The sequence below is a fragment of the Litoreibacter sp. GN1-5 genome (genome assembly GCF_055693805.1).
In genome coordinates this window covers 2,262,209-2,286,621 of record NZ_JBVFUP010000001.1, presented here as the reverse complement: position 1 = coordinate 2,286,621, position 24,413 = coordinate 2,262,209, and the positions used below count along the sequence as shown (strand labels likewise).

Annotated in this window: 21 protein-coding genes and 1 pseudogene; 10 read left to right on the top strand and 12 right to left on the bottom strand. The window is 52.7% G+C overall.

What is annotated here, in order from left to right; translation table 11 throughout:
• Window positions 1–380: 380 nt before the first annotated feature.
• The gene (locus tag ACZ1HF_RS11375; protein ID WP_472657610.1) at window positions 381–1,634 is read left to right on the top strand and encodes a type IV secretory system conjugative DNA transfer family protein; all 1,254 of its coding nucleotides are present in this window, start codon (window positions 381–383) and stop codon (window positions 1,632–1,634) included.
• Between the two features lie 95 nt (window positions 1,635–1,729).
• Here the strand turns inward: ACZ1HF_RS11375 and ACZ1HF_RS11370 are convergent, their stop codons facing one another.
• Complete coding sequence (locus tag ACZ1HF_RS11370) at window positions 1,730–2,884, bottom strand: tyrosine-type recombinase/integrase (RefSeq protein ID WP_472657609.1); 1,155 nt, start codon at window positions 2,882–2,884, stop codon at window positions 1,730–1,732.
• Between the two features lie 247 nt (window positions 2,885–3,131).
• Window positions 3,132–5,171 carry a DNA helicase RecQ gene (gene recQ / locus ACZ1HF_RS11365; RefSeq protein WP_472657608.1) on the bottom strand — a complete coding sequence of 680 codons (2,040 nt, stop codon included), beginning with the start codon at window positions 5,169–5,171 and terminating at the stop codon, window positions 3,132–3,134.
• Window positions 5,172–5,373: 202 nt separating this feature from the next.
• Between recQ and ACZ1HF_RS11360 the strand changes: the two genes are divergently transcribed.
• On the top strand, window positions 5,374–6,402 hold the full coding sequence (locus ACZ1HF_RS11360) for a TRAP transporter substrate-binding protein (RefSeq protein ID WP_472657607.1): 1,029 nt from the start codon (window positions 5,374–5,376) through the stop codon (window positions 6,400–6,402).
• A 6-nt stretch (window positions 6,403–6,408) separates the two neighbouring features.
• Here the strand turns inward: ACZ1HF_RS11360 and rsmD are convergent, their stop codons facing one another.
• Window positions 6,409–6,990, bottom strand: coding sequence for a 16S rRNA (guanine(966)-N(2))-methyltransferase RsmD (gene rsmD / locus ACZ1HF_RS11355; protein WP_472657606.1), 582 nt, complete (start codon window positions 6,988–6,990; stop codon window positions 6,409–6,411).
• Entirely contained in the window at window positions 6,987–8,195 is a 1,209-nt protein-coding gene (locus tag ACZ1HF_RS11350; protein ID WP_472657605.1) for an NAD(P)/FAD-dependent oxidoreductase, read from the bottom strand. Before ACZ1HF_RS11350 ends, rsmD begins: the two co-directional genes overlap by 4 nt.
• A gap of 82 nt (window positions 8,196–8,277) precedes the next feature.
• Here ACZ1HF_RS11350 and ACZ1HF_RS11345 point away from each other — a divergent pair, with 82 nt between their 5' ends.
• Entirely contained in the window at window positions 8,278–8,766 is a 489-nt protein-coding gene (locus tag ACZ1HF_RS11345) for a redoxin family protein (RefSeq protein WP_472657604.1), read from the top strand.
• A gap of 3 nt (window positions 8,767–8,769) precedes the next feature.
• Here ACZ1HF_RS11345 and ACZ1HF_RS11340 read toward each other — a convergent pair whose 3' ends face one another.
• From ACZ1HF_RS11340 to ACZ1HF_RS11315, 6 genes and pseudogenes are all read right to left on the bottom strand, one after another.
• A complete protein-coding gene (locus ACZ1HF_RS11340) occupies window positions 8,770–9,069 on the bottom strand; it encodes a 4a-hydroxytetrahydrobiopterin dehydratase (RefSeq protein WP_472657603.1) in 300 nt (99 codons plus the stop codon).
• Window positions 9,066–10,247 (bottom strand): GNAT family N-acetyltransferase, encoded by a 1,182-nt coding sequence (locus tag ACZ1HF_RS11335; protein ID WP_472659038.1) that lies wholly within the window; start codon window positions 10,245–10,247, stop codon window positions 9,066–9,068. Before ACZ1HF_RS11335 ends, ACZ1HF_RS11340 begins: the two co-directional genes overlap by 4 nt.
• Before the next feature lie 49 nt (window positions 10,248–10,296).
• Window positions 10,297–11,049, bottom strand: coding sequence for a glycerophosphodiester phosphodiesterase family protein (locus tag ACZ1HF_RS11330; RefSeq protein ID WP_472657602.1), 753 nt, complete (start codon window positions 11,047–11,049; stop codon window positions 10,297–10,299).
• Complete coding sequence (locus ACZ1HF_RS11325; protein WP_472657601.1) at window positions 11,046–11,513, bottom strand: RidA family protein; 468 nt, start codon at window positions 11,511–11,513, stop codon at window positions 11,046–11,048. The genes ACZ1HF_RS11330 and ACZ1HF_RS11325 overlap by 4 nt, the downstream gene beginning before the upstream one ends.
• 71 nt (window positions 11,514–11,584) lie before the next feature.
• Window positions 11,585–12,903: pseudogene (locus ACZ1HF_RS11320) on the bottom strand (HlyD family type I secretion periplasmic adaptor subunit).
• A 68-nt stretch (window positions 12,904–12,971) separates the two neighbouring features.
• Window positions 12,972–14,708, bottom strand: a complete 1,737-nt coding sequence (locus ACZ1HF_RS11315) for a type I secretion system permease/ATPase (protein WP_472657600.1) — start codon at window positions 14,706–14,708, stop codon at window positions 12,972–12,974.
• Between the two features lie 168 nt (window positions 14,709–14,876).
• Here ACZ1HF_RS11315 and ACZ1HF_RS11310 point away from each other — a divergent pair, with 168 nt between their 5' ends.
• Together ACZ1HF_RS11310 and ACZ1HF_RS11305 are read left to right on the top strand one after the other, a co-directional pair.
• Window positions 14,877–15,638: an MlaA family lipoprotein gene (locus ACZ1HF_RS11310; protein WP_472657599.1), complete on the top strand. Its 762-nt coding sequence runs from the start codon at window positions 14,877–14,879 to the stop codon at window positions 15,636–15,638.
• Window positions 15,625–16,233, top strand: coding sequence for an MlaC/ttg2D family ABC transporter substrate-binding protein (locus tag ACZ1HF_RS11305; protein ID WP_472657598.1), 609 nt, complete (start codon window positions 15,625–15,627; stop codon window positions 16,231–16,233). The genes ACZ1HF_RS11310 and ACZ1HF_RS11305 overlap by 14 nt, the downstream gene beginning before the upstream one ends.
• Window positions 16,234–16,353: 120 nt before the next feature.
• On the opposite strand, the gene ACZ1HF_RS11300 is transcribed toward ACZ1HF_RS11305, so the two are convergent.
• A complete protein-coding gene (locus ACZ1HF_RS11300) occupies window positions 16,354–18,546 on the bottom strand; it encodes a transglycosylase domain-containing protein (protein ID WP_472657597.1) in 2,193 nt (730 codons plus the stop codon).
• 256 nt (window positions 18,547–18,802) lie between these two features.
• Here ACZ1HF_RS11300 and ACZ1HF_RS11295 point away from each other — a divergent pair, with 256 nt between their 5' ends.
• The 5 genes from ACZ1HF_RS11295 (at window position 18,803) to ACZ1HF_RS11275 (ending at window position 23,837) form a co-directional block, all read left to right on the top strand.
• Window positions 18,803–19,141 carry a P-II family nitrogen regulator gene (locus ACZ1HF_RS11295; protein WP_472657596.1) on the top strand — a complete coding sequence of 113 codons (339 nt, stop codon included), beginning with the start codon at window positions 18,803–18,805 and terminating at the stop codon, window positions 19,139–19,141.
• Window positions 19,142–19,166: 25 nt separating this feature from the next.
• The gene (locus ACZ1HF_RS11290; RefSeq protein ID WP_472657595.1) at window positions 19,167–20,507 is read left to right on the top strand and encodes an ammonium transporter; all 1,341 of its coding nucleotides are present in this window, start codon (window positions 19,167–19,169) and stop codon (window positions 20,505–20,507) included.
• Window positions 20,508–20,760: 253 nt separating this feature from the next.
• On the top strand, window positions 20,761–21,735 hold the full coding sequence (locus tag ACZ1HF_RS11285) for a tripartite tricarboxylate transporter substrate binding protein (protein ID WP_472657594.1): 975 nt from the start codon (window positions 20,761–20,763) through the stop codon (window positions 21,733–21,735).
• 104 nt (window positions 21,736–21,839) lie between these two features.
• Window positions 21,840–22,298, top strand: a complete 459-nt coding sequence (locus tag ACZ1HF_RS11280) for a tripartite tricarboxylate transporter TctB family protein (protein WP_472657593.1) — start codon at window positions 21,840–21,842, stop codon at window positions 22,296–22,298.
• Between the two features lie 3 nt (window positions 22,299–22,301).
• On the top strand, window positions 22,302–23,837 hold the full coding sequence (locus ACZ1HF_RS11275; RefSeq protein ID WP_472657592.1) for a tripartite tricarboxylate transporter permease: 1,536 nt from the start codon (window positions 22,302–22,304) through the stop codon (window positions 23,835–23,837).
• A 209-nt stretch (window positions 23,838–24,046) separates the two neighbouring features.
• Here the strand turns inward: ACZ1HF_RS11275 and trxA are convergent, their stop codons facing one another.
• On the bottom strand, window positions 24,047–24,367 hold the full coding sequence (gene trxA, locus ACZ1HF_RS11270; protein WP_472657591.1) for a thioredoxin: 321 nt from the start codon (window positions 24,365–24,367) through the stop codon (window positions 24,047–24,049).
• Window positions 24,368–24,413: the final 46 nt, after the last annotated feature.

Sequence of the window (24,413 nt, the reverse complement as noted above, 5' to 3'; positions counted from 1 at the left end):
GCCGGAAATACGTGATTTGTATCTAAAAGGGCGAAAAATATATCTAATTTATTTTTAGTATGCAAAATCATATTTTGTATAAATATGGCAACTATAGACAACTAACTAAACGTACATTTGTTTAAAATATATTCGATTGGCGCTACGATCATCAAGGATCATGTCGTTCGTCAAGCGTCAAATCTGGTAAGTAGGGAAATCCTTACCTTGGAGGCTTTTTGCATTCATTTTAGGAAACAGTACTGCTGATTGCAGTCAATTAGCCCTCTCAAGTGTATACTGGGAGATCGAATCTTTTTGAAACTCTGGAATGCCCGTGCGCATTGCGCCCCCTCAGCGACCACCTAGCCAGCCTTGCCGGTGTCCCTCATCCTTAGCGGATGCCCCCACCACATCCGCACATCACTACCCTTGGTCTTGGCTATGGCCGCTACGGCGACCGGCCTTTTGGTATGCGCCTGCCAGATCGTCTGCTGCACCTGTACATCATCGGAAAGACCGGCACGGGTAAGTCTACATTGCTCTTTAACATGGCCCGGCAGGATGCAGCGCAGGGGCTCGGGTTTTGTCTGATCGACCCGCATGGCGATCTGGCGGGGGATCTCGCGCGGTCGGTCGCGCAGGGTGATGCGCAGAAGGTGCATGTCTGGAACGTCGCTGATCCGACCAGCCCCTATGGGTACAACCCGCTCACCAAGACCTCGCCCGCCTTGCGGCCCTTGGTGGCCTCGGGCCTGATCGAGGCCCTGAAAAAGCAATGGGCCGACGCGTGGGGCGTGCGGATGGAGCATCTGTTGCGCTATGCCATTCTGGCGCTGCTGGAGACCACCGCGCCTGATCTGCGTCAGATCATCCCGCTCTATCTGGATAAGGCGTTCCGAGACACGGTGCTGCCCCAGATCAGAGACACGCAGGTGCGTCAATTCTGGACCGACGAGTTCCCCCGCATGAACTACAAAACCGCCGTGGATGGGGTGGCCCCGATTGCCAATAAGCTGGGCGCGTTTCTGGCCCATCCGGTGATCCGCACAGCACTGTGTACGCCGCAGAAACCGCTACGCTTGCGGTCCATTATGGATAACGGGCAGGGCTTGATTGTGAACCTGACCAAGGGGCAGTTGGGGGGTGATCTGGCGAATGTGCTGGGGGGCTTGCTTGTCTCGGCGCTCACCAATGCGGCGTTCAGCCGTCAGGGTCAAGACGAACAGGCCCGTCGTCCATTCATGATTTACGTGGATGAATTCCATTCCCTGACCACCGCAGCCTTTGCCGAGACATTATCTGAAACGCGTAAATATGGCATCGGATTAACACTGGCGCAGCAGCATACCGCGCAGACATCCCCCGAGGTGTTCGCTGCCATTATAGGCAATGTGGGGAGCCTGCTCTGTTTCCGGGTGGGCGCACTGGATGCGCCGCTGCTGTCCCGGCAATTGGCAGACATCCCGGCGGACAGTCTCACCAACCTGCCAAACCACCATGCCTACCCGGGCCGGGGCAGTATTAGAACAGGTGACGCCCCTGAAGCATATGAACAATTTCAGAAACTGTCTGACTTGCTTGAAACGTTGACTGACCGGAAATCCAGGTTTGATTCAGGCGGCAGCTCTCGATGCAGACGCAGCAGCTCCTAAGAGAGGTGCAAGTAAATGATAGGGCATTTCGAATACTGATCCGAACGCTGAACGTCTCGTTCGCTCATTTACAATCAGATCAGTGTGCACATATGCTATAGTGGGAGAGGATTCGTTGATATGTATTGTGTCCAACTTAACGTGAGTTCACGACGCATCTCCAACCGATCACTTCGCTGATAAGCCCGCACCACCTCGCTATCCACCACATGCCCCAACGCTGCTTCCTTCACCTCAAACGGCGTGGTGGTTTGCTCTTCTACCCACGTCCGAAAGGTCGCCCGGAAGCCATGCGGTCGCGCCGAATACCCTTCACGCTCCATGAATCGAGACATCGCCGCGTCAGATAGAGCTTTGCCACGTAATGATGGAAACAGCAGTTCTTGATCACTAGACGCTTTGGCTAGTGCAATCACCCGTAGCGCTTCATCTGTCAGCGGCACCCGATGTTCTTGACCCGTCTTGGTGCGTTCAGGCGGTAATGTCCAGATGTCATTATTAATCTCATCATAGGTGGCAAACCGCACTTCGCTGGTGCGGGCAGCGGTAAGAATGAGAAATCGCAAGGCATACGCTGATATGATTTCCTTGGTGCATAACCATTGGTAAAAGGCAGGGGCTTCTTGATACGGCAAGGACGGAATATGTTTGGCTTCATGTCGTTGTTTACCCAATAAGGCGCGGGCTTTCATGGTGGCTTGCAGATCAACATCAAGCCCCAAGGCAGCGGCGTGTTTGAGCGTTAGGTTGAGGCGATTAAGTACCTTCCGGGCGGTCACAGCCTTTTCATGCCAGATTGGCTCTAATACGCGCTTCAACTCATGCTGATCTATATCCTCAATAGCTTTCTTGCCGATCTTGGGAATAGCATGAACTTTCAAGGGAAACAGCCAGCGTCCGGCTTTGCCATCCCCTTTAAGCTCCGCTTGTCGTGCCTTGAAACAGCTATCAATCGCGTCGGCGACGTTGAGGCGATGCATACGTTGCTTGGCGCTGTGTTTAGCCTGAATAGGGTCAACACCATCTCGAAGCGCTTTGCGGGCCTGCGCAGCTTTTTCACGCGCTTCCGAGATAGAGACGTCTGGCCACCGCCCCAGATCCATTTCCCGGCGTTTGCTGTCAGTATACAGGCGTTGTATCCATTTGCCCGCATTCTTGCTACGTTTGATCAACCAGAGGCCTTGTCCGTCGGCATACTTGCCCGCCGCAAGGTTTTTGGCTTTCATCTGATTGAGCGTGTTATAGATCACCAGCCCACCTTTTATAGCCCACCTTTCAAATAGCGAAAGTATGTTCAGCTATGATTTTCAATGTAGAGCGTGATTTCCAAATAGCTGATACAGAACATATATTTAGTTTCTCTATGTTCTACTATGGAAATGTTGAGCGGTGCCTCTCCTGGGCACCAAAACCCCCCATTATTTGTTTACATAGATATTTTATGAAGCTGTAGTTATGCGACAGTGGATAGCTTTCTGTAGGCTTCGGCGACCAGTATTATTCGGTCTGGACGACCTTAAGAAACGCGTCTCCGAACCTTTCTGCGCGTTTTTCACCCAGAAGTCTTTGCATTGCCTGTAAATCATTGGGCCGACGTTCTGCAATCTTTGCCAGCAGCGTGGCCGAGCAGGTCAGGGGTTTGTCATGTCCATACGCGCCACGGGTCAACTCGGCCTGCGCTTCAAGAAGTCGGTCATAGATCGTCCCTGTATCACGACCTGCAAGTTTGCGTCGGGCAGGGTGCTGCGCATCCGGAGCGCTGCCATTGATGACCTCAAGAAAAGACTGCCCAAAATTTTCCAGCTTTTTCGCACCAACGCCATTGATGCGGGCAAAAGCGTCAAGATCGACAGGCCGGGTTTCGGCCATTTCAATAAGCGTTCGGTCATTGAAAATCACATAGGCAGGCACGCGCGCGGTTTCGGCCAGAGCGCGGCGCTTGGCTTTCAGCGCAGAAAGAAGCGGCGCGTCTTCCTCGCTGACCAGCGTGCGGACGGTCGGCCGGCCGGTGGCTTTCTGGATCGTATCGCGCCGCAAGGTGATCTTTGCCTCATCCCGTAGGATTGGGCGCGCCATCTCGGTCATGCGTAAAGCGCCATGTCGGGCAGGGTCGGGACGGATCAGATCATGACCCATCATTTGGCGGAACACAGCGTTCCATTGCGCTTTGTCCAAGCTTTTGCCCACCCCAAAGGTCGGCAATTCATCATGGCCACGCTGGCGTATTTTGTCGGTTTCAACACCGCGCAGAATATCTGTCAGGTGCCCGGCCCCAAAATATTCACCTGTTCGCAGAATGGCGGACAGCGCTTTACGAACAGCCTCGGTCCCGTCGAATGTCTCGACGGGCTTATCGCAAAGATCACAATTTCCGCAGGAAATATCGGTCTCACCAAAATAGCCAAGCAGATTCTCACGGCGACATTTCAAAGCTTCAGCCAAGCCCAAAAGCGCATTGAGGCGCGCGTGATCCGCAGATTTACGCGCATCCGGCGCTGGGCTCTCGTCGATCTGTTGGCGGCGGAACCTAATATCGTCCGACCCGTAAAGCGTCAGAGTTTCAGCCGCCGCACCATCGCGGCCCGCGCGGCCAATTTCCTGATAGTAGCTTTCAATTGATTTTGGCAGATCGGCATGGGCCACCCAGCGGATATCTGGTTTGTCCACGCCCATGCCAAAAGCGATTGTGGCGGTGACGATCAGCCCGTCCTCGCGGCTAAAGCGGTTTTCGACAATGCGTCGATCATCAGGGTCCATACCGCCGTGGTAATGGCATGCGTTATGCCCATCATCACTAAGAGCCCGTGCGAGTGTTTCGGTCTTGGCGCGCGTGCCACAATAGACTATACCCGACTGCCCGCGACGTGCGCTGGTAAAGTCCAGAATTTGGCGGCGAGGCCCATTTTTAGGCTGAAAGGCAAGGTGAATATTGGGGCGGTCAAAGCCTTGTAGAAAGGTCTTTGGTGTCGCGCCGTCAAATAACCGCGTTATGATTTCGGTCCGCGTTTCGGCATCAGCCGTTGCCGTGAAGGCCGCAAGAGGCACATCAAGCGTCTTGCGCAATGCGCCGATGCGCAGGTAGTCCGGTCTGAAGTCGTGCCCCCATTGGCTGACACAATGGGCCTCATCCACGGCAATCAGTGACACGTTGCTGCGCCTCAGAAGGTCTTGAGTGCCCGAAGATGCCAATCTTTCCGGCGCAATATAGAGAAGTTTTAGCTGCCCCGCATGCAGGGCTGCAAAAACTTCGTCCGTTTCCTCTGGCGTATTGCCCGACGTCAGCGTGCCAGCTACCACGCCTGCAGTTTTCAAAGCGCGGACCTGATCGCGCATCAAAGCTATAAGTGGTGAGACCACGACAGTCACACCATCGCGTGCCAAAGCTGGCAATTGAAAACACAGAGATTTGCCACCACCCGTGGGCATGATAGCCAGCGTATTCTGTCCTTCGCAAACCGCCTGTACGATCTCGGCCTGTCCGGGACGGAAGGTGTCAAAACCGAAGACTGTGGACAACAATTGCGTCGGGTCAAACATTCAGTATTTGGCCTGTTGGGTGGTGTTTCATGCTCTTGAATTTTATGTACCATCACATATTAGCGATAGGTGAACAACCGCCGAGAGCCACAATATCTTGCGGCCATTCTTGAGAATGACTTGCAACTGGCAAGGAATTGCATACATACCTCACGCAGCGCAAATTGCGCTTCTAATGATCCTGAATATAGGAGGTCTGATCATGACCTTTCTCAAGACCACTGCCTTTGCCTTGTTCACTGTTGCGAGCACGTCGATGGCTATTGCACAAGACGTAACCCTGCGATTTCAGCATTTCGTCTCGCCCAAATCGGCCAATCCGACCTATTTCATGCAGCCATGGGCGGATAAGATCGAAAAGGATAGCGGTGGTCGTATCAAAGTGGAATTGTATCCATTCATGCAGCTTGGAGGCAAAGCACCCTCTCAGTATGATCTGATCCGCGATGGGGCAATTGATGGTGGCTGGGTGATCCCAGGCTATCAGCCGGGTCGTTTTCCCGAAGCGGAAGCTATGGAACTGCCATTCATGACCACCAAGAAGGGTGAAGAGGCCAGTCGCGCTGCGTGGATGTTCACGCAAAAGCATCTTATGGACGATTTTGCCGATGTGCATCTGATCGCCGCCCATATGCATGGACCGGGGCTGGTGCATAAGAAAGGCCCGGCCATTGCGGCGATTGAGGATTTCAAAGGGCTCAAACTGCGTGGCCCGTCCCGTCCGGCGACATTGCTTCTGAAAAAACTAGGCGCAACACCGGTTGGGATGCCTGTCCCCGCCTTCCCGGAAGCCCTGTCGAAAGGTGTGGTTGATGGTGGCGTTATCACTTGGGAAATGTCCCCATCCCTGAAGCTGGATGAATTGACTGACAGCCATACAGATGTGGCCGGGGATCAGGCGCTTTATAATCTTTACTTCATCTGGGCAATGAACAAGGCGAAATATGAAAGCCTGCCCGATGACCTGAAAGCCGTGATTGACGCAAATTCCGGACTTGAAGCCTCGGGATGGGCAGGGCGCGCCCATGACGAGGGTGATGTCGGCGGCAAGGCGCAGATGGCAGACGCCGGAAACGAGATCGGCGTGATCTCAGAAGATGAGACCGCGCAGATCAAGGCGCTTGGCGATGAGGTGATCACCGAATGGATTGCTGAGGCGACAGCAAAAGGTCTTGATGGTGCTGGTCTGGTTGAAGACGCTCGTGCAGCTGTTGCTGGAACTTTGAAGTAAGCGTTTTCAGGTTTGCGGGGCGCGAGGCCCTGCAGACCTCAAGACCATTATCCGGGTATCCCCGTATTTACGACTGTCGAGTAACTCAAATCCGTCTGGGGCGGGTTTCTGCTGATTTTCTTCCCAGATGATCAATGCATCATCGGCAAGCCAGTTACCGTCACATGCAGCTTCCAAAGCTTGTTCCCCAAGCTCTTTTCCGTAAGGCGGGTCAAGAAAGACAAGATCGAATGACAGTGTCTGGTTTGTTCCGATGCGCGTGGCGTCCCTGTTGATCAGGGCCGTGTCCTCTTGCGCGTGAAGCTTGGCAATATTGCTTCGGATCAAGTTTTGCGCGGCCCGACCACTATCAACAAATGTCACATGGGCTGCCCCGCGCGAGAGTGCCTCTAACCCTAGGGCGCCTGTACCAGCAAACAGGTCGAGAACGCGCATATCCGTGACAGGGTCATTAAAACGTCCTCCAAGCAAGATATTGAACAGGTTTTCACGCACCCGATCCGTTGTGGGGCGCAGATGAGCGGTTTTATCCCCTTTGCCGACGACGCTGAGTGCTGTGCCTCGATATTTACCGGCGATGATCCTCACTTTTGCAGCAGTGCTTTCAGGTCGGTCGTTGGATCAGCGATTATAGATGGGTCAGGATTTTTGCCCGCTTCGATCAGACGTTTCCCGACCATATAAGCACGCGGGTCATTCATGGCATCAACGGCCAGAAGTGTTTGTCCAGCGAAGTACCAATGTGACGCAGCTTGGTTATCGCCGCGTCTGCGGACCACCCGATCATAGCCTGTGTTCAGCCCTGCAATCTGAAGCTTTACATCATACTGGTCGGACCAGAACCAAGGTTGCGGGTAATATTCTTCACCAGCGCCAAGCATGTTGCGCGCGACCAACTCGGCCTGATCAATAGCGTTCTGGACACTTTCAAGCCTTATGCGTTCTCCTTTCCAGGGAAAGGACGCGCAATCCCCCGCAGCCCAGATCAAAGGGTCCGAGGTTTGACCGAACGCATTAGTTTTGACCCCGTTGCCGATATCCAAACCGGCGCTTTTGGCAAGCGTGTCTTCCGGCGCAACACCTACACCTGCGATCACAAAATCAAACGTATGTTTAGTTCCATCTGTCAGAATGGCACCGGTCACACGATGCTGGCCCGTTAGCTGTTGCAGACCTAAGCCTTCCAGTATCTCGACCCCATGCGCGGCGTGAAGCGCGCGGAAGTAATCGGATGTTTCAGGTGCCGCTACGCGTTGTAAAATCCGGTCCGCCATTTCAATGAGCGTGACCTTGACGCCCAGCTTGGTTGCAACGGCAGCGGCTTCCAAACCAATATAGCCGCCGCCAACAATCAGGACGTGTTTACCGGGTGAAAACTCTGCTGCCATTTGATCAACATCGGCCAAGGTCCGCACGACATGGACCCCCGGCAAGTCGCCACCAATAGCCGAAGGCAAGCGCCTTGGGCTGGCACCTGTGGTCAACGCAAGTTGATCGTATTTCAAAATGTCATTCCCAATTCGAATGATCTGAGACTGCCTGTCGATATGGTCTATCGTCTGGCCAAGACGCAGATTGATCTTCTGGTCGGCATAAAATTGCTCTGGACGTAGATACAACCGTTCAGCATCCATCTCGCCCAGAAGGTAAGCTTTGGATAAGGGGGGACGCTGATAGGGTAGTACGGATTCCTGCCCAATCAATGTGATATCGCCATCATACCCTTCAGCTCGCAATTTTGCTGTCAAAGATGCGCCTGCCTGACCGGCACCAATGACAATAATATGAGACATGGGGTTATTCTCTCGACTGGTCAGTTGCTCTGGTGGAGCCTATATGAAAGGGGCTGTGAAACTCAATTAAGGAAAATAGACAATGGCAATTTCAGTAGGTGAAACTCTACCGGACGCAAAGATGATACGTCTGGGCGGCGATGGTCCGGAAGAAGTCGACCTCGGTGATCTGACGAAAGGTAAGAAAGTCGTAATCTTTGCGGTGCCGGGTGCTTTCACCCCGACTTGTCATTCGGCGCATGTCCCAAGCTTTATTCGGACAAAGGATCAGTTCGATGCGAAGGGCGTCGATGAGATTATCTGCGTGTCGGTGAATGATCCGTTCGTCATGAACGCCTGGGGTGAAGCAACTGGGGCTGCCGAGGCTGGTTTGACCATGCTATCCGACGCGCAAAGTGATTTCACAACGGCAATTGGTATGAATTTTGACGCACCACCGGTTGGTCTGATGGCTCGATCCAAGCGCTATGCGATGCTGGTTGAGGACGGGGTGGTCAAGGTTCTAAAAGAGGAGTCCAACCCGGGCGAATGCGAAGTTTCCGCAGGCGAGACCTTGCTGGACGCGCTTTAAAACTCAGCCTTTGGCCAAAGCGTCCATTTTCTGCGCCAAGGTAATATCCAGCCCTGACAGCCCTTTTGCATCATGTGTTGTCAGGGTGACATCTACCTTGCTGTAGACATTGAACCATTCGGGGTGGTGGTTCATTTTCTCTGCGTGAAGCGCTGCGCGGGTCATGAAACCAAAAGCCTCGATGAAATTTTTGAATTTATAGGATTTGAAAATCGCATCTCGGGCTTCGTCTAGGCTCCAGCCATTTTTCAACAAATCTGTCAGATCGGTTTTGCGGTCTGCATCAGAAAGCTTCTCAGTCATAGGTCTGCATCCTCTATTTTCTTGAAAGGGCCATAGTCCGTCAGGACTTCGATTTCCTCGTCAATTGCTGCGCGTTCCGCATCCAGATATTGCGCAATCGCATTGCGAAAGCCTTCATCGGCAACCCAATGCAGCGAATGCGTCGTCACAGGTAGATAGCCACGTGCCAATTTGTGGCTACCCTGAGCGCCGGCTTCTACGCGGGTCATACCGTGACGAATGGCATAGTCTATGGATTGATAGTAGCATAACTCAAAGTGCAGGCAGGGATGGTCTTCGATGCATCCCCAATAGCGCCCGAAAAGGGCTGCCCGTCCGATGAAATTTAGCGCCCCTGCAATATAGCGCCCGTTACGTTTGGCCATCAGCAGTAGCATGTCATTACGCAGATCAGCTTGTGCTTCGTCAAAGAAACGTCTGGTCAGATAAGGCGTGCCCCATTTTCGTGCGCCAGTGTCTTGATAAAACTGCCAGAACGCATCCCAATGTTCTGGCTCTATCTGATCGCCGGTCAAGGCATGAATGGTGCCCCCAAACCTGTGCGCAGTTGCGCGTTCCTTGCGGATGTTTTTGCGCTTGCGGGCAGAAAGGGACGCCAGAAAGCCATCAAAGTCTTCATACTCCGCGTTTGACCAATGAAACTGCTGACTGCTTCGTGGCATAAGGCCAAGCTTGGTGCCTGCCTCAGCCTCTGCTTGCGTGCAGAAGGTGATGTGCAATGAAGACAGGTTGTTGTCTGCTGCGATTTGAACCGCTCCTTGTACAAGCGCGGTTGTGCCGATGCTTTCATAACCGGAACGCGTCAGAAAACGACGTCCCGTTGCAGGGGTGAATGGCACGGTCATTTGCAGTTTTGGGTAGTACCGCCCGCCTGCGCGTTCATAAGCATGTGCCCAGTTGTGATCGAAGATATACTCGCCCTGACTGTGGTTTTTGGCATAGAGCGGCGCGACAGCAATGACCTGATCATCTGCTCTGGCCACAAGGTATTGCGGTTGCCAGCCTGTGCCAGCCCCGACGGACCCGGATTGCTCTAGCGCCCGCAGAAACCTGTACGTGGTAAACGGATCATAAGGCCGTCCATCAACAGCCTCCGGACAGGCACAGGCGTCCCAATCAGCAGCGTCTATCTGGGCCAGGCTGCCAAGCATTGAAATTTCGACCTGAGTTTCGCTCATACCATCCATACCGTTTGCTCCTTGGTAAATGGTATGGCAGGTCTTCCGGTCAAGCGGGCAGGTATCCTTCAAAGGTGATATTGTCGGCGATTTCCAGCGCTCTGGCCGCTGCAGTCTCAGATCTTATGGTCCAGCACAGGATGCTTGCACCTGCGGCTTTCAGCTCGGCAATACGGGGGCGGGGTAAATCCGGTGCTTCATGGGAGATGAAGCTTGCGCCAACACTGTCATAGTCGGGTATGGCGCGCAGTTTATCCAGCACAACCGCAGGCAATGGCCAAAGCTCCGGATCATAAGCGCTTGTCACCAAACCACGTGGTATATCGGGTGCTAATTCTTGCATCTTCTTCATAGAATGAGGATTGAATGACATAACGGCAACCGGACCGGAATAGTTGCTTAGCGCCTCCACAACAGCTTGTTCTAGCGCGCCGATTGAAGGCCCCATGGCCCCGTCCTGATCTTTCAGCTCGATCAGGATAGGGACCTGGCCATTTATCACCTCTAGGATGGCTGGAAGCTGATTGATTTTATCCGTACTGTCTTTCAGAATTGTTCGCCCCAGCTCTTCCGCTGTGCGCAATCTTACGGGGCCTTTTTGATCGGTCAGCCTGCTGAGTTCGTAGTCATGAAAAACCACGGGCTTGTCATCCGCTGAAAGTTGAAGGTCCAACTCTATGGCATAACCCGCCTCAACAGCGGCTATGAAAGAAGAGCGCCCGTTTTCAACCAGACCGTGTGCACGGTCATGAAGGCCCCTGTGTGCTATCGGGGTTTGCAGAAACTCTTGCGGTAATGTCATGATTTGATCTGGAAAATACCTTCGATTTCCACTGAGACACCAAGCGGCAGGGCCGCGGCGCTAACCGCTGCACGGGCGTGGCGACCGGCATCCCCCAGTGCTTCTACCAGAAAATCCGAAGCTCCGTTAATGACCTGAGGTTGTTCTTTGAAATCAGGGGTCGAATTGACAAAACCCGTCAATTTGACAACTCGTACCAATCTGTCCAGATCTCCACCACATGCTGCTTTAACCTGTGCCAGAAGGTTGATCGCGCAGACTTTAGCGGCGTTGGCACCAGCCTGCACATCTGCGTCTTGTCCCAATTTTCCGGTGAGCAGGCCATTATCATCCTTTGGAATTTGGCCTGATACATAAAGCAGATCACCAACCTGTACACTTGGTACGTAATTTGCAGCGGGCGCTGGGGCATCCGACAGAGTGACGCCAAGTTCATTTAGGCGGGTTTCAAAAATTCCAGGCATAATAATCTCCAGAAAAGCAGTATCCTTGGATAGCTAGTTAGTGCAGCTACGAAGCTACGGCAAACTGAAACTCAGGTTTCGCGGAACGCTCTGTTGAAATAGTCGGTTAGTGGTTTGAGCAGGTAAGCGATGGGGGATCGGTCCGCAGTTTTGATGAACGCGTCTACCGGCATACCTGGGACAAGGACCACCCCCCGAGCCGTGCCATTTCACCTTCCTTCAGGGTCATTTCAATCCGGTAGAAACTGCGCCCACTGGCTTCATCCAAGAACGCATCGCCCGAGATATTGCTGACTGTTCCGAACACTTCCGGCGTTGTTCGCGCGTCGAATGTGGCAAAGCGCAACGTCACATCCTGCCCCAGAAAAACCTCGTCTACATGGATTGGGTCCACTTCGCCGGTAATGACAAGGGGGCGGTCCTGTGGAACAAGATACAAAAGCGGATCAGCTGGCCGTATAACTGCCCTTTCCGCAAAAACCGTTAACCCAAATATAAGGCCGGATACGGGCGCGGTTATATCCAGACGTGATAGCCTTTCCTGCAGGCTCAATCGCTGTTCGCGTAGTTCGAATTCACGATATTGCAGGTCGCGCAGTTGGGTTATTGCTTCTTCCTTACGCTGCGTGTCGAGGCGTAGGATTTCCAGATCGATCTCGGTAATGCGACCTTCGCTTTCAGCTTGCGAGGCAACGAGCTCGCCCATTGTACCCTGCAGGCGGGCATCTTCGCGCTGAAGCGCAAGAACGCGGCTGGCCTGTGCCAAACCTTTGCTCAGCAAGTCTTCCTGAGCGACCAACTCTTCCTTCAAAAGTGCCAACTGGGTCGTCATAGCAGTTTGTTGTGCACGGATACCATCGACCTGATTTTTGATCTGGGATTTGCGTTTTTCCAATTGTTCAATCGCTTGTTCACCCGAAAAGATGCGAGTTTTAAAAAGGCGTTCCTGCCCTTCAATCAACTGCTGAACTTGTGGTCTGTATTTCGCCTGTTCCACTAAAAGTGGATCAACTATTATTTTATCAGCACCGTCGCGTTCTGCTTCAAGCCTGCCACGACGGGCTATGATTTCGAATAACTGTCCTTCGACAATAAGGAATTCGGATCGTAGCCGTGTTTCATCAAGCTTGATCAGAACATCGCCTTTTTGGACGGTATCGCCCTCGCGCACATTTACGCTTGCAACAACTCCGCCATCGGGATGCTGGACAATCTGACGGTTCTGTTCCAGTTCAATCTTACCGGTTGCAACAATTGCGCCTGAGATGCTTGCAAAAACGCTCCAACTGCCAAAGCCGCCGACAAGTATGAACGTGGCTATCAGACCTATGACAACAGGTGTGCGTGCTGGCCAATCCTGCGTGTTTCCAGTTTTGCCATCGTTAAACAGCCATTGTTTTCCGGCATTGAATGTATCAACGCACCACGAAAGCAAATCTCGGAAGATATTTCCGATGTTCATGTCACACCTCCAGGGCCTGGCGTTTGGGCAAGTTTGGCGTGGTTTTTGACAGTGCTTTTGAGCACTTCATCTCTGGGGCCGAATGCGCGTCTCATGCCGCCTTCAAGAACCAGAAGAAGTTCACATTCCTGAATGATTGATGGGCGGTGGGCCATGATGATGATGGACTTGCCTGCGGCTTTCATCGCGCGAATAGCCGTGTTCAACGCACTTGAACCATCATTGTCCAAATTGGCGTTTGGCTCATCAAGAACGAGGATCACGGGATCACCGTAAAGCGCGCGGGCCAAACCGATACGCTGCAATTCACCCCCTGACAGACGCCCACGCGCCGAGGAAACGGGCGTGTCGTATCCTTGCGGTTGACGCAGGATAAGCTCATGCGCAGCGGCCTTTTTGGCGGCTTCAACAATTGCCTTAGGGTCAGCATTAGGGGACAGGCGCGCGATATTTTCGCCAATGGTACCGTCGAACAGGAATACTTTTTGGGGAAGGTAGCCAATATGCATCCCCAAAACATCAGCATCATATTGATCAAGCGCTGCCTTATCCAACCTGATCTTGCCACCAACAGCAGGCCAAACACCGGTGATAGCTTTCGCAAGTGTCGACTTACCAGCACCAGACGGCCCGATCACACCCAAGGCCTGCCCGGGTCGCAATTCAAAAGAGACCATGCGCAGAGTTGCTTGTTTTTCGCCGGGGGGAATAATCGTGATCTGTTCGGCTTCCAGTAATGCTTTGGGTTTTGGCAGCGGAGTCCGCGGCTTCAGCTCTGCAACTTCAGTCAACAGTTTCTTAAGGCTATCCCAGCCCGTCATCGCTCGCTGCACAAGTGCCCATTGTCCGATGGCCATCTCAATTGGTGCAAGCGCCCGCCCCATCAATATGGACCCTGCGATCATTGCACCGGCCGTCATCTGGTTTTGCAGGACTAGATACGCCCCAAGGCCTAGCATGGCTGATTGCAGAAACAGTCGCAGAGTTTTGGTTGTTGCGCTGATAGACCCACCGCGATCGCTTTTCAGCAGGTTCTGTTGCAACGCTTTTGAGCGCATGACTTGCCAGCGATCGAAAGCAGCGGAGCGCATTCCCATGCCCTGAATAACTTCGGCCTCTTCAACCATCTCGTCACTAAGTCGGTTGGCCTGTAATGAACTGATGCCGGCCTCTAGTTGGGGCTGTCGGGTCAGGCGTTGGTTTAAAACGGTCAGCAGGATCAAAATGGTACCACCAAACATAGCAAGGTACCCAAGCCAAGGATGGAAAATGAATATAGCTGCCAGAAAAAGCGGGGTCCACGGAATATCAAACACAGCCAGAAGCGCCGGGGATGCTAAGAGAGTCTGAACCGCTTCCAGATCGCGCAGCCCAGACTTTGTATCTGACTTATCCGGTGCCAGGTTTGATTTGCGAAGCATGGCTGAAAAGACACGCCGGTCGAGTTTATCCTGAAATCTTGCGCCGATCCGAGCGAGAATTCGCCCACGTGCATAATCCAGAATCCCCATCATCCCGTAAAGGAACACCACAAGAATCGACAATGCGATCAGTGTTTCTTCGGATCGGCTACCAAGAACCCGGTCATAAACCTGTAGCATATAAAGCGGGCCGGTCAGCATCAAAAGATTGACAAAAACGCTAAAAATAAAGGCCATCGAGAACAAGTGACGGCTTTCGCTACGTGCTGCAACAAGCTCTGCGCGCCCGGTATGAAGCGGATCCTGTCTCATAATATCAACTCGATTTTCATTTTGTACCGTATCGTGACTAGCAGTCGCGCCTATGTCACGCAAATCTCTTATTTTAACAAGTTTATGATATCGTTACTTATACACTTGGCCCCTCGTTGGCAGGGCTCTATATCACGACCTTAATGCTTTAATCTGGATGGGCTTGTTTTGAGTATCACTTGGGCATCTTCTACTGTTTTCGCGCGCATCGGCCTAAGCGCTGTTTTGATTGCGCTGCTTGCGGCCTGCACGCCGGCACCGATTGGGACGGGTGTAAAAGACCCTCATGAAGTGCAAAATCGTAAGATTCATAAACTGAACCGTAATGTTGACCGAAAATTCCTGCGACCGACTTCAACAGGATACGGCAAGGCTGTTCCTCAGCCTGTACGCACAGGCGTCAGTAATTTTGCGTCAAATCTCAGCCTGCCGGGCATGGTTGTAAATAATATCCTGCAGTTCCAGATTGAGGACGCGGGCACGAACACGATGCGTTTTCTATTTAATTCCACTTTTGGTCTGGCTGGCTTGCTGGATATCGCGACAGAGGCGGGCATCCCGGAAGAAACGACTGACTTTGGCGAAACCCTACATGTTTGGGGCGCAGGTGAGGGCAATTATGTCGAATTGCCGTTTCTAGGACCAAGCACAGAACGCGATGCGCTTGGTCGCGTGGTTGATACGGTTATCAACCCTTTGAATTTTGTCATTCCAAGTTCTAAACGGGGTGTTGTGACCGGATCACGGGTCGTGACACTGTTTGGTAATCGCTACGAGAGTTCTGACTTTGTAGATTCCGTACTATATGAAAGTGAAGACAGCTATGCGCAGGCCCGGCTTTTGTACCTTCAAAACCGACGGTTCAGATTGGGCGGCGATGAACAACGAGACTATTTTGACCCGTATGAGGATATCTATGGACAGGAATAATCAAATGGATCGCCGCGTGTTTATTTCAGGCGCAACAGGTTTAGCCGTCGCGGGGGCTGGCACACCATCGCTTGCGCTAAATGGAGGAGAAGCAGAGGCTTTAGTCAACAGCGCCGTGTCTCAGATCAATCAGATCATTGCATCAGGCAAATCAGAATCGGCCATGTTGCGGGATTTTGAGCGCGTCTTCACACGTTACGCGGATGTGCAGATCGTGGCATTAACCACGCTGGGGCCCGCGCGTCGGTCTGCGTCGAAAGCGCAGATACGGGCGTATATCTCTGCATTTCAGGTTTATTTCACACGTAAATACGGTCGCCGGTTCCGTGAATTTATCGGCGGACAAATTGATGTGCGCGGATCTCGCCCGGTCAAAAGCAATGTTGAGGTGAAATCTGTGGTTAAACTGCGCAATTCTTCGCCGTTTAACGTAGTCTGGCTGGTATCGGACCGAAGTGGAAGCCCGAAGATATTCAATATGATCATAGAAGGCGTGAACATGCTCACGTCGGAACGCACCGAAATAGGCGCAATGCTTGACCGACGTAAAGGCAACCTTGATCAGCTTACGGCAGACTTGAAAAAGCTGGGCTAGGCTTACTGTGGAACATCGAGCATCTTTGTTTAGGTGTTAGAGACCTTCGTTACGACCCGCACGAATGGCCGCTTTGCCGATTTTCTCAAACTTGGGTCAAAGTCATCTAACGTTCTACACTTATTGCCCGAATATCTGACCCAAAACATTTAATATGACATCCTCGGTCCGGTTGCGCCTAGGTTGTCTTCGTTGCTGTTGGGGTTGCTGCTGTACGGGTGCTTGCGCTTGAGCGGGTGCAGGTGGTGGCGCAACCTTTGGTGGCGCAGCTGGACGGATCATCGGCAATGGTGCAGGTGGTAAGCCCTCCGTAACGCGCACCATTGTCTCTTTCCAGATTTCTGCTGGCAGACCGCCGCCTGTCACACCTTTCAACGGTGTATTGTTATCGTAACCCATCCAGACACCCACGACATATTGCGCGGTAAATCCGATGAACCACGCATCCCGCGCTGCCTGTGTTGTACCTGTCTTGCCTGCAACTTCCCGGTCAGGAAGCTGCGCGCGTGTCCCCGTGCCAGAGGTAACGACGCGGCTCATCATATAGGTTAGCTGTTGTGCAGCATTTTCGCTGATTACGCGTTCCCCCATGCCGCCTTCTTGCCCAACCAGCGGGGCGTCATCGCCTTTAATGCGTAGCTCTGACAAGCCGTAGGGCGTGACACTACGCCCGCCATTGAGAATACCCGCAAAGGCCCCTGTCATTTCTAACAGAGTGCTTTCGGACGCGCCCAGCGCTAGCGCTGGGCCATCGGCAAGATTGCTTTCAATCCCGAAATCCAATGCAATTTTGCGCACATTTTCACGCCCGACCTCTTCGGATACTTTTACCGCCACGGTATTGATCGACTTGGCCAACGCATCGGTCAGGGTCATGGGGCCGCGGAAGTTTCGGTCATAGTTTGACGGCGACCATGGCCCTGAACCTGGGATATTAATAGTGACGGGTGTGTCTTCCACAACCGAGTCATACTGGAACCCAAGATCCATCGCTGTGGCGTAAACAAATGGTTTGAACGCCGACCCGGTTTGCCGTTTGGCTTGCGTTGCCCGGTTGAACGCACCAGGGACGGTCCTGTCGCGCCCACCGACCATCGCGCGCACGGCGCCATCGGCAGACATCACCACAATAGCGGCTTGCGCTTTGGACCCTTCGCGGACCTTGTTTTCGAAGATATAATCCAGCGCCTCTTCTGCAGCTTTTTGGAAGCGGGCGTCGAAAGTTGTTTTGATCACCACATCTTCGGTGGTTTCTTTGGTCAGGAAGGATGGTGCCGTATCCATCATCCAATCGGTGAAATAGCTTCCCGCCCGTGCTTGTGCAGCTTTCGATAATGTTGCCGGTTTGGACTTTGCGGATGCAGCCTCTGCGCTTGACAGATAATCCTGATCTTGCATCAGATTCAGCACAAGTGCTGCTCTGTTCTGAGCGCGCGACAGATTGTTGGTTGGTGCCGTACTTGTTGGTGCTTTTAATAAGCCAGCCAGCATTGCAGCTTCGGACGTGTTGACCTGTGCTGCTGATTTACTGAAGTAACGCTGGCTTGCGGCCTCAAAGCCACGTGCACCGGCCCCCAGATACGCACGGTTCAGGTAGATCGTCAGAATTTCATTCTTGGTGTATTTTACTTCCATCGCCAAGGAGAAGATCGCTTCCTTGATCTTGCGCAGTTTGGTCGTGCGACGACAATCCACCTCGTACTCGGTCTCGGTTTTCCATTTCTGGGGATCATAGGGCGTGCCAAGGCAAAGTAGCTTTGCCGTTTGTTGGGTGATTGTTGATCCGCCATGCCCCTGCAGAGGCCCGCGTCCTTCACGCAGGTTGATCTTGATGGCACTGGCAATACCGCGTGGCGAGATACCAAGATGGCGGTAGAACCGTTTGTCCTCAGTTGCAACAACAGCATTTTTCAAAACAGGCGCGACATTTTCAGCGCTTACAACGCCACCAAACTGGTCCCCGCGCCAGGCAAAAACAACGCCTTCACGGTCTAGCATAGTGACCGACCCTCGGGTCCGCCCATCCACCACATCTTCCAGGTCCGGGACTTGTGGGTAGGTATACGCCACTGCAATTGCAAGCGCCATGGCACCTATTGCACCAATGCGCCAAGTGATCCACCAGATAAGGCGAAACAACATCACAAATGGTGTCAGGATCAGCCCAAGCAAACCCTTTGGTTTCTTGCGCGCAACCTTATTGCGCCGCTTTGGCGCGGGTTTCTTGGCTTTAGGTTTAGGCTTAGCTGCCGCTGTTTTTGAATAGCGACGTTCCGCCACCAATGGGGACTTCTTTTTTCCAGAGTTTGCCATGGTACCTGTGTTTTAGAAACTGCTTATTGTTTTGATCAATATAGACTGTCGCGAGTCACTTGTAGAGCGAAACCCGCACTGATGCGATAATGATTTTGCACAATTTTTGTGCACAGACTATTTTTTGTGCAATAAATTAATCAAACGCTTTTAGAGATCACAGAAAATCCCTCCAGAATATTGCGCAGATGCAGCATTCGCATTGTTTTGCTGTCACCACAGCGCACAGCTGTAGGAGAAACAGAAGGGGATATCTGTGAAACTCATTATTGCAGCAATCAAGCCGTTCAAGTTGGAAGAGGTCCGCGAAGCCCTGACGGCTATCGGTGTTCGCGGCATGATGGTGACTGAAGTGAAGGGGTTCGGATCGCAATCCGGTCATACCGAGATTTACCGTGGTGCCGAATATGCCGTGAATTTTGTTCCGAAGGTGAAGCTGGAAATCGTTGTTTCAGCCGCGATGGCTGACCAAGTGGTCGAAACAATCGCGACAACGGCGAAAACCGACAAAATTGGCGATGGCAAGATTTTTGTTCTCGACGTCAATCAGGCTGTCCGCGTTCGTACTGGCGAAACAAATGAAGAGGCGCTGTAGGCGCGTTCCAAGGGGATTGAGTAATATGCAAATCAAGAAATTCCTTCCTGTATTGGCTGCCATGGCGATGATGCCAGGCATTGGCCTTGCGCAGGATGCTGACACAACGCCGGTGAACGCCGATATCGGGTTCATATTCACAACGTTCATGTTTTTGGTCACTGGTTTTCTGGTGTTCTGGATGGCAGCAGGCTTTGCCATGCTTGAGGCCGGTTTGGTGCGTTCGAAAAATGTGACGATGCAGCTGACGAAAAACATTTCACTGTTTTCGCTGGCAGCCATTTTCTATTATCTGATCGGTTACAATCTGATGTACCCTGGTGATGGGTGGACGATTGAAGGAATTATCGGTGCTTTTGGCACGACAGGGCTTGAACCGGTGGGCCTTGATGGGGCGGAGCCTGATCTAACCTACGCTTCGGTTGGGTCCGACTTCTTCTTTCAATTGATGTTCTGCGCAACCACAGCATCCATTGTGTCAGGGACATTGGCAGAGCGGATCAAGCTTTGGCCGTTCCTTTTGTTTGTTATCGCTCTGACTGCGTTCATCTATCCAATTCAGGCATCCTGGAAATGGGGCGGTGGTTTCCTTGCACCAGGCGTTGAAGGCCAAACTGATTTTCTCGACTTTGCCGGTTCCACAGTAGTCCATTCGGTCGGTGGCTGGGCGGCTTTGACAGGGGCGCTGATCCTTGGACCGCGCATTGGGAAATATGCAAAAGACGGCAATATCATCCCGATGCCAGGCTCGAACCTTGCGCTGGCAACATTGGGTACATTTATCCTGTGGATGGGGTGGTTCGGCTTTAATGGTGGCTCTCAGCTTTATATGGATACGGCCGGCAATGTTGCTGATATCTCTCGCATCTTTGCCAACACCAATACGGCTGCTGCCGGAGGTGCTGTGACGGCGCTAATCCTGACCCAGTTACTGTACAAAAAACCTGACCTGACCATGGTTCTGAACGGCGCTCTGGCTGGCCTCGTGTCTATCACTGCCGAGCCTCTGACCCCGTCCTTGGGTGCGGCGACTCTGATCGGTGCCGTGGGCGGCGTGATTGTGGTCTTTGCGGTTCCATTCCTTGACAAGCTGAAAATCGATGATGTTGTCGGTGCAATCCCGGTTCACCTGTTCGCAGGGATATGGGGAACAATCGCCGTGGTCTTCACAAATAGCGACGCGTCGCTGGGCGTGCAGCTTTATTCCATACTCGTTGTCGGGATTTTCACCGTCGTTGCTTCCGGTCTGGTCTGGTTCATCCTTAAAGCGGTCATGGGTATCCGTGTAAGCGAAGAAGCAGAGAGCGTGGGACTGGATATCTCTGAACTGGGTATGGAGGCCTACCCGGAGTTTTCCAAAGGCTGAGTTCGTTCCTTATCAGCCAAACTTTGACCCGAACTGCTTTAGCGCAGTTCGGGTTTTTTTAAGGGCGTATCCATAGCCAGACTAGCCATGTGGCGTCACGCTATAGTCAGGCTCGGCACCTATGAGCCACTTGCCCCAAGGGGACACTTCCTAAATTTTTAGCTTGATTTGTCAGGCTCCCGTCGATTTCATCTGCTGATATATCAGAACGTACGCACCAAAGTGCGAACGCAATATCCGTGGGAGGAAACAAATGTCAAAAATTCTTAAGGTAGCGCTTGCTACCGGCGCACTGCTGTGTGGGACGCTTTCAATCGCGCAAGCTGATGGTCATCAGGTTGTTGGCGAAATCAAATTTCTCATTCCTGGTGGTGCTGGCGGTGGCTGGGACGGGACAGCCCGTGGCACAGGGGAAGCGCTGACCAAATCCGGACTTATCGGTAGCGCGACCTATGAGAATATGTCTGGCGGCGGTGGCGGCAAGGCAATCGCGCATATCATCGAGACCGCAGATCCGGACACTTTGATGGTGAACTCTACGCCGATTGTCATTCGGTCGCTCACCAAAGTTTTCCCGCAGAGCTTTCGCGACCTGACACCAATCGCAGGGACGATCGGTGATTATGGTGCAATTGTTGTCGGCAAAGATTCTGAAATTGCGGATCTTGCAGGTTTGGTAGAGGCTTACACAGCCGACCCGACAAATGTTGCTGTTGGTGGCGGTTCGGTTGCTGGTGGTATGGACCATCTGATCGTGGCTCTTGTCATGAAAAACGCAGGCACTGATGCCACAAAAGTCAAATACATTCCTTATGACGCGGGTGGTAAAGCTATGGCTGGCCTTCTGTCTGGTGAGATCAAAGCGCTTGCCACCGGATTTGGCGAGGCAGTTGAGCTTGCACGTCAGGGTGAGGTGAACATTCTTTGCGTGACATCAAAAGAGCGTAACGCGGCAATGGAAGATGTGCCCACCTGCGACGAGGCTGGATCAACCGGCACAGAATTCGTCAACTGGCGTGGTTTCTTTGGTGCGCCGGGTCTTTCGGATGAAAAGAAGGCCGCCTATATCGACGCGCTTGAGAAAATGTATGACACAGAAGACTGGGCAACCGTTCGTGATCGCAACGGCTGGGTCGATATTTTTAATTCAGATGCTGATTTTGTGAAATTCCTTGAAGATCAGGAAAAGCAAATCGGTGATCTGATGAAGGAACTTGGCTTCCTTTGATCTGCTGACGCTTCTGACCCCGGCCATACCAGTGCTTTGGGCACGTGTGGCCGGGTATCTTCCCCTTTAGCCTCGCATGATCCTTTCGTGATCTGGAGATCGGCATGACCTTATCCAAAGACCGCCTTGGTGGCATTTTTCTTCTGATATTCTGCTGCTTCTACGCCTGGAAGATTGGTGATATTCGGTTGTTACCCTTTCAGGCCGCTCAAGCTTTCACACCGCGCACGATCCCGGAAGTTCTGGCCGTTTTGGGAGTCGGGTTGTCTCTGGCCGTTATTGCTTTTCCTTCTAATCGTGAAACTCTGCAATTACGCGATCTGAACTGGCCGCTTGGTCTTGCCTTTCTTGTCCTGATGTCCGCCTACGGATTTCTTGTGAGACCTTTGGGCTTTATCCTTGCGACCTCGCTGTTTCTGATGATCGGCTTTGCCATGCTTGGCGAACGCAGCATTCCCCGCCTTCTTTTGGTTGCTGTTCCCCTGGTTGTCATCTTCTGGGCACTTATGACGCTGGGTCTGAGCGTGTTCATTGAACCACTTCCAGCATTTTTGAAAGGCTGACCGATGATTGATGGCATACTCATCGGTCTTGCGACCGCACTTACATTCCAGAATTTGCTTTTCGTGTTGATGGGCTGTCTTGTCGGGACATTCATCGGAATGTTGCCGGGGCTTGGTCCGATGTCAGCGATCGCGCTGATGATCCCTATCGCCGCCTCGCTTGATCCTTCAGCCGGGATTATCCTGATGGCCGCGGTCTATTATGGCGCGATCTTTGGTGGCTCGACCTCGTCTATCCTGATTAATGCGCCGGGGGTTGCCTCGACGGTTGCCACGTCTTTCGATGGCTACCCGATGGCGAAATCTGGCAAGGCTGGCAAAGCTTTGGCCATCGCCGCGTATTCCTCGTTCTCTGGCGGGGTTATCGCAGCCCTTCTTTTGCTGGTCGCGGCTCCGTCATTGGCGTCGGTTTCGCTGTCTTTCCATTCAACCGATTACTTTGCCCTGATGGTGTTGGGCCTGTCCGCAGTCGCCGCCTTTGCGGGCAAGGGCGAGGTATTGAAAGCCCTGCTTATGACAGTCGTTGGCTTGATGCTGTCCACTGTTGGCACAGACCAGACCGTTGGCGTTCCGCGGTTTACGCTGGGTATGCTTGATTTGGTCGACGGTATTTCCTTCCTGTTGCTTGTTATGGCGACCTTCGCTTTGTCTGAGGCACTGATGGCAATCATCAAAAAGATTGACGAGGCCAAGCGCGAAGAAGAACGCAAAGCTGCTGCCGAACTGGGATCTATGGCCATCTCGCGTGAAGAGGTAAAAGAAATGGTGCCGGTGATTGGCCGATCATCTGTGCTTGGTTTTATCATTGGCGTTCTACCCGGTGCCGGGGCCACAATCGCAAGCTTTCTTGCCTATGGCACCGAACAGCGTCTTGCAGGGCCGGAGAAAGGTAAAGAGTTCGGCAAGGGCTCCGTGCGGGGGCTATCTGCGCCGGAAACGGCCAATAATGCCGCTGCAACCGGCTCTTTTGTACCGCTGTTGACACTTGGTATTCCGGGGTCTGGAACCACGGCGATTATGCTTGGGGCGCTCATTGGATACGGCATCCAGCCCGGCCCGCGTCTTTATATAGATCAGCCAGATGTATTCTGGTCAGTTATCGTATCGATGTGGATCGGCAATATCATCCTGTTGGTGCTCAATCTGCCATTGATTCCATACATCGCGCGCATTCTGGCGATCCCTGCGCGGTTCTTGTTACCGCTGATCCTGTTTTTCTCGCTGATCGGCGTCTATTTCGTATCCTTCAACACGTTCGATATTCAGTTGATGGTTCTTTTTGGCCTTGCAGCGACGATCCTGCGGCTGCTCACGTTTCCAATGGCACCTATGATCCTTGGATTCATTCTGGGCGGCATGATGGAGGAAAATCTGCGTCGGGCGTTGTTGATCAATAATGATAGCTGGTCATTCCTATGGGAACGCCCGCTAACGCTTTCGATCCTGCTTATCGCTGTGGCATGCCTGTTCGTTCCGATGTTGGTTCCCCTGTTCAAGAGGCTTCGTAACAAGACCAGCGACTCTCCCTCAGCGGATTGATGGATACGGTGGCTCAGTGTGGAACGTCGAGTATATTTGACCGGAGTTAGTCTTGCGGGCTTTGAGGCACTCATCACGGTTTTGGTCACGGATACCGCAACTTCGACAAATCTCTACATAGTAGCCATCAGCCCAAGGCTGGCTTTAAGTAAGTCAAAAGCGAAAAAGCGCCCCAGAGGGGCGCTTTTAGAAGAGATTTCAGAAAGGACTCAGACGGTTTCGTCGATCCAGTTCTGATATGTAGATTTTGGCGCTGCTCCGGACATATTGGACACCACTTCGCCGTCCTTGAACATGAACAACGCGGGAATGCCCCTTACACCCAAAGCCGCTGCTGTGTTCGGCGCATCGTCAAGGCGCATTTTGACGATTTTCACTTTGCCTTCATACTCTGAAGACAGCTCTTCCAGCGATGGGCCGATCTGTTTGCACGGACCACACCATTCAGCCCAGAAATCAACAAGAACCGGGACGTTCGACTCGCGAACTTCAGTGTCGAAAGTGTCATCTGTGACAGCAACAGTTGCCATGATTGTAGCCTCCTGGCGAGTTTAGGTGAGTTGGACACAGACCCTA

Bases quoted from the DNA above. Each gene is read 5' to 3' on its own strand.
- ACZ1HF_RS11375 (WP_472657610.1), top strand. From the start codon at position 381: ATGCCCCCACCACATCCGCACATCACTACCCTTGGTCTTGGCTATGGC.
- ACZ1HF_RS11300 (WP_472657597.1), bottom strand. From the start codon at position 18,546: ATGGCAAACTCTGGAAAAAAGAAGTCCCCATTGGTGGCGGAACGTCGC.
- ACZ1HF_RS11340 (WP_472657603.1), bottom strand. From the start codon at position 9,069: ATGACTGAGAAGCTTTCTGATGCAGACCGCAAAACCGATCTGACAGAT.
- ACZ1HF_RS11330 (WP_472657602.1), bottom strand. From the start codon at position 11,049: ATGACATTACCGCAAGAGTTTCTGCAAACCCCGATAGCACACAGGGGC.
- ACZ1HF_RS11350 (WP_472657605.1), bottom strand. From the start codon at position 8,195: ATGTCTCATATTATTGTCATTGGTGCCGGTCAGGCAGGCGCATCTTTG.
- ACZ1HF_RS11290 (WP_472657595.1), top strand. From the start codon at position 19,167: ATGCAAATCAAGAAATTCCTTCCTGTATTGGCTGCCATGGCGATGATG.
- recQ (WP_472657608.1), bottom strand. From the start codon at position 5,171: ATGTTTGACCCGACGCAATTGTTGTCCACAGTCTTCGGTTTTGACACC.
- ACZ1HF_RS11345 (WP_472657604.1), top strand. From the start codon at position 8,278: ATGGCAATTTCAGTAGGTGAAACTCTACCGGACGCAAAGATGATACGT.
- ACZ1HF_RS11360 (WP_472657607.1), top strand. From the start codon at position 5,374: ATGACCTTTCTCAAGACCACTGCCTTTGCCTTGTTCACTGTTGCGAGC.
- ACZ1HF_RS11325 (WP_472657601.1), bottom strand. From the start codon at position 11,513: ATGCCTGGAATTTTTGAAACCCGCCTAAATGAACTTGGCGTCACTCTG.
- ACZ1HF_RS11315 (WP_472657600.1), bottom strand. From the start codon at position 14,708: ATGAGACAGGATCCGCTTCATACCGGGCGCGCAGAGCTTGTTGCAGCA.
- trxA (WP_472657591.1), bottom strand. From the start codon at position 24,367: ATGGCAACTGTTGCTGTCACAGATGACACTTTCGACACTGAAGTTCGC.
- ACZ1HF_RS11285 (WP_472657594.1), top strand. From the start codon at position 20,761: ATGTCAAAAATTCTTAAGGTAGCGCTTGCTACCGGCGCACTGCTGTGT.
- ACZ1HF_RS11335 (WP_472659038.1), bottom strand. From the start codon at position 10,247: ATGAGCGAAACTCAGGTCGAAATTTCAATGCTTGGCAGCCTGGCCCAG.
- ACZ1HF_RS11275 (WP_472657592.1), top strand. From the start codon at position 22,302: ATGATTGATGGCATACTCATCGGTCTTGCGACCGCACTTACATTCCAG.
- ACZ1HF_RS11280 (WP_472657593.1), top strand. From the start codon at position 21,840: ATGACCTTATCCAAAGACCGCCTTGGTGGCATTTTTCTTCTGATATTC.
- ACZ1HF_RS11305 (WP_472657598.1), top strand. From the start codon at position 15,625: ATGGACAGGAATAATCAAATGGATCGCCGCGTGTTTATTTCAGGCGCA.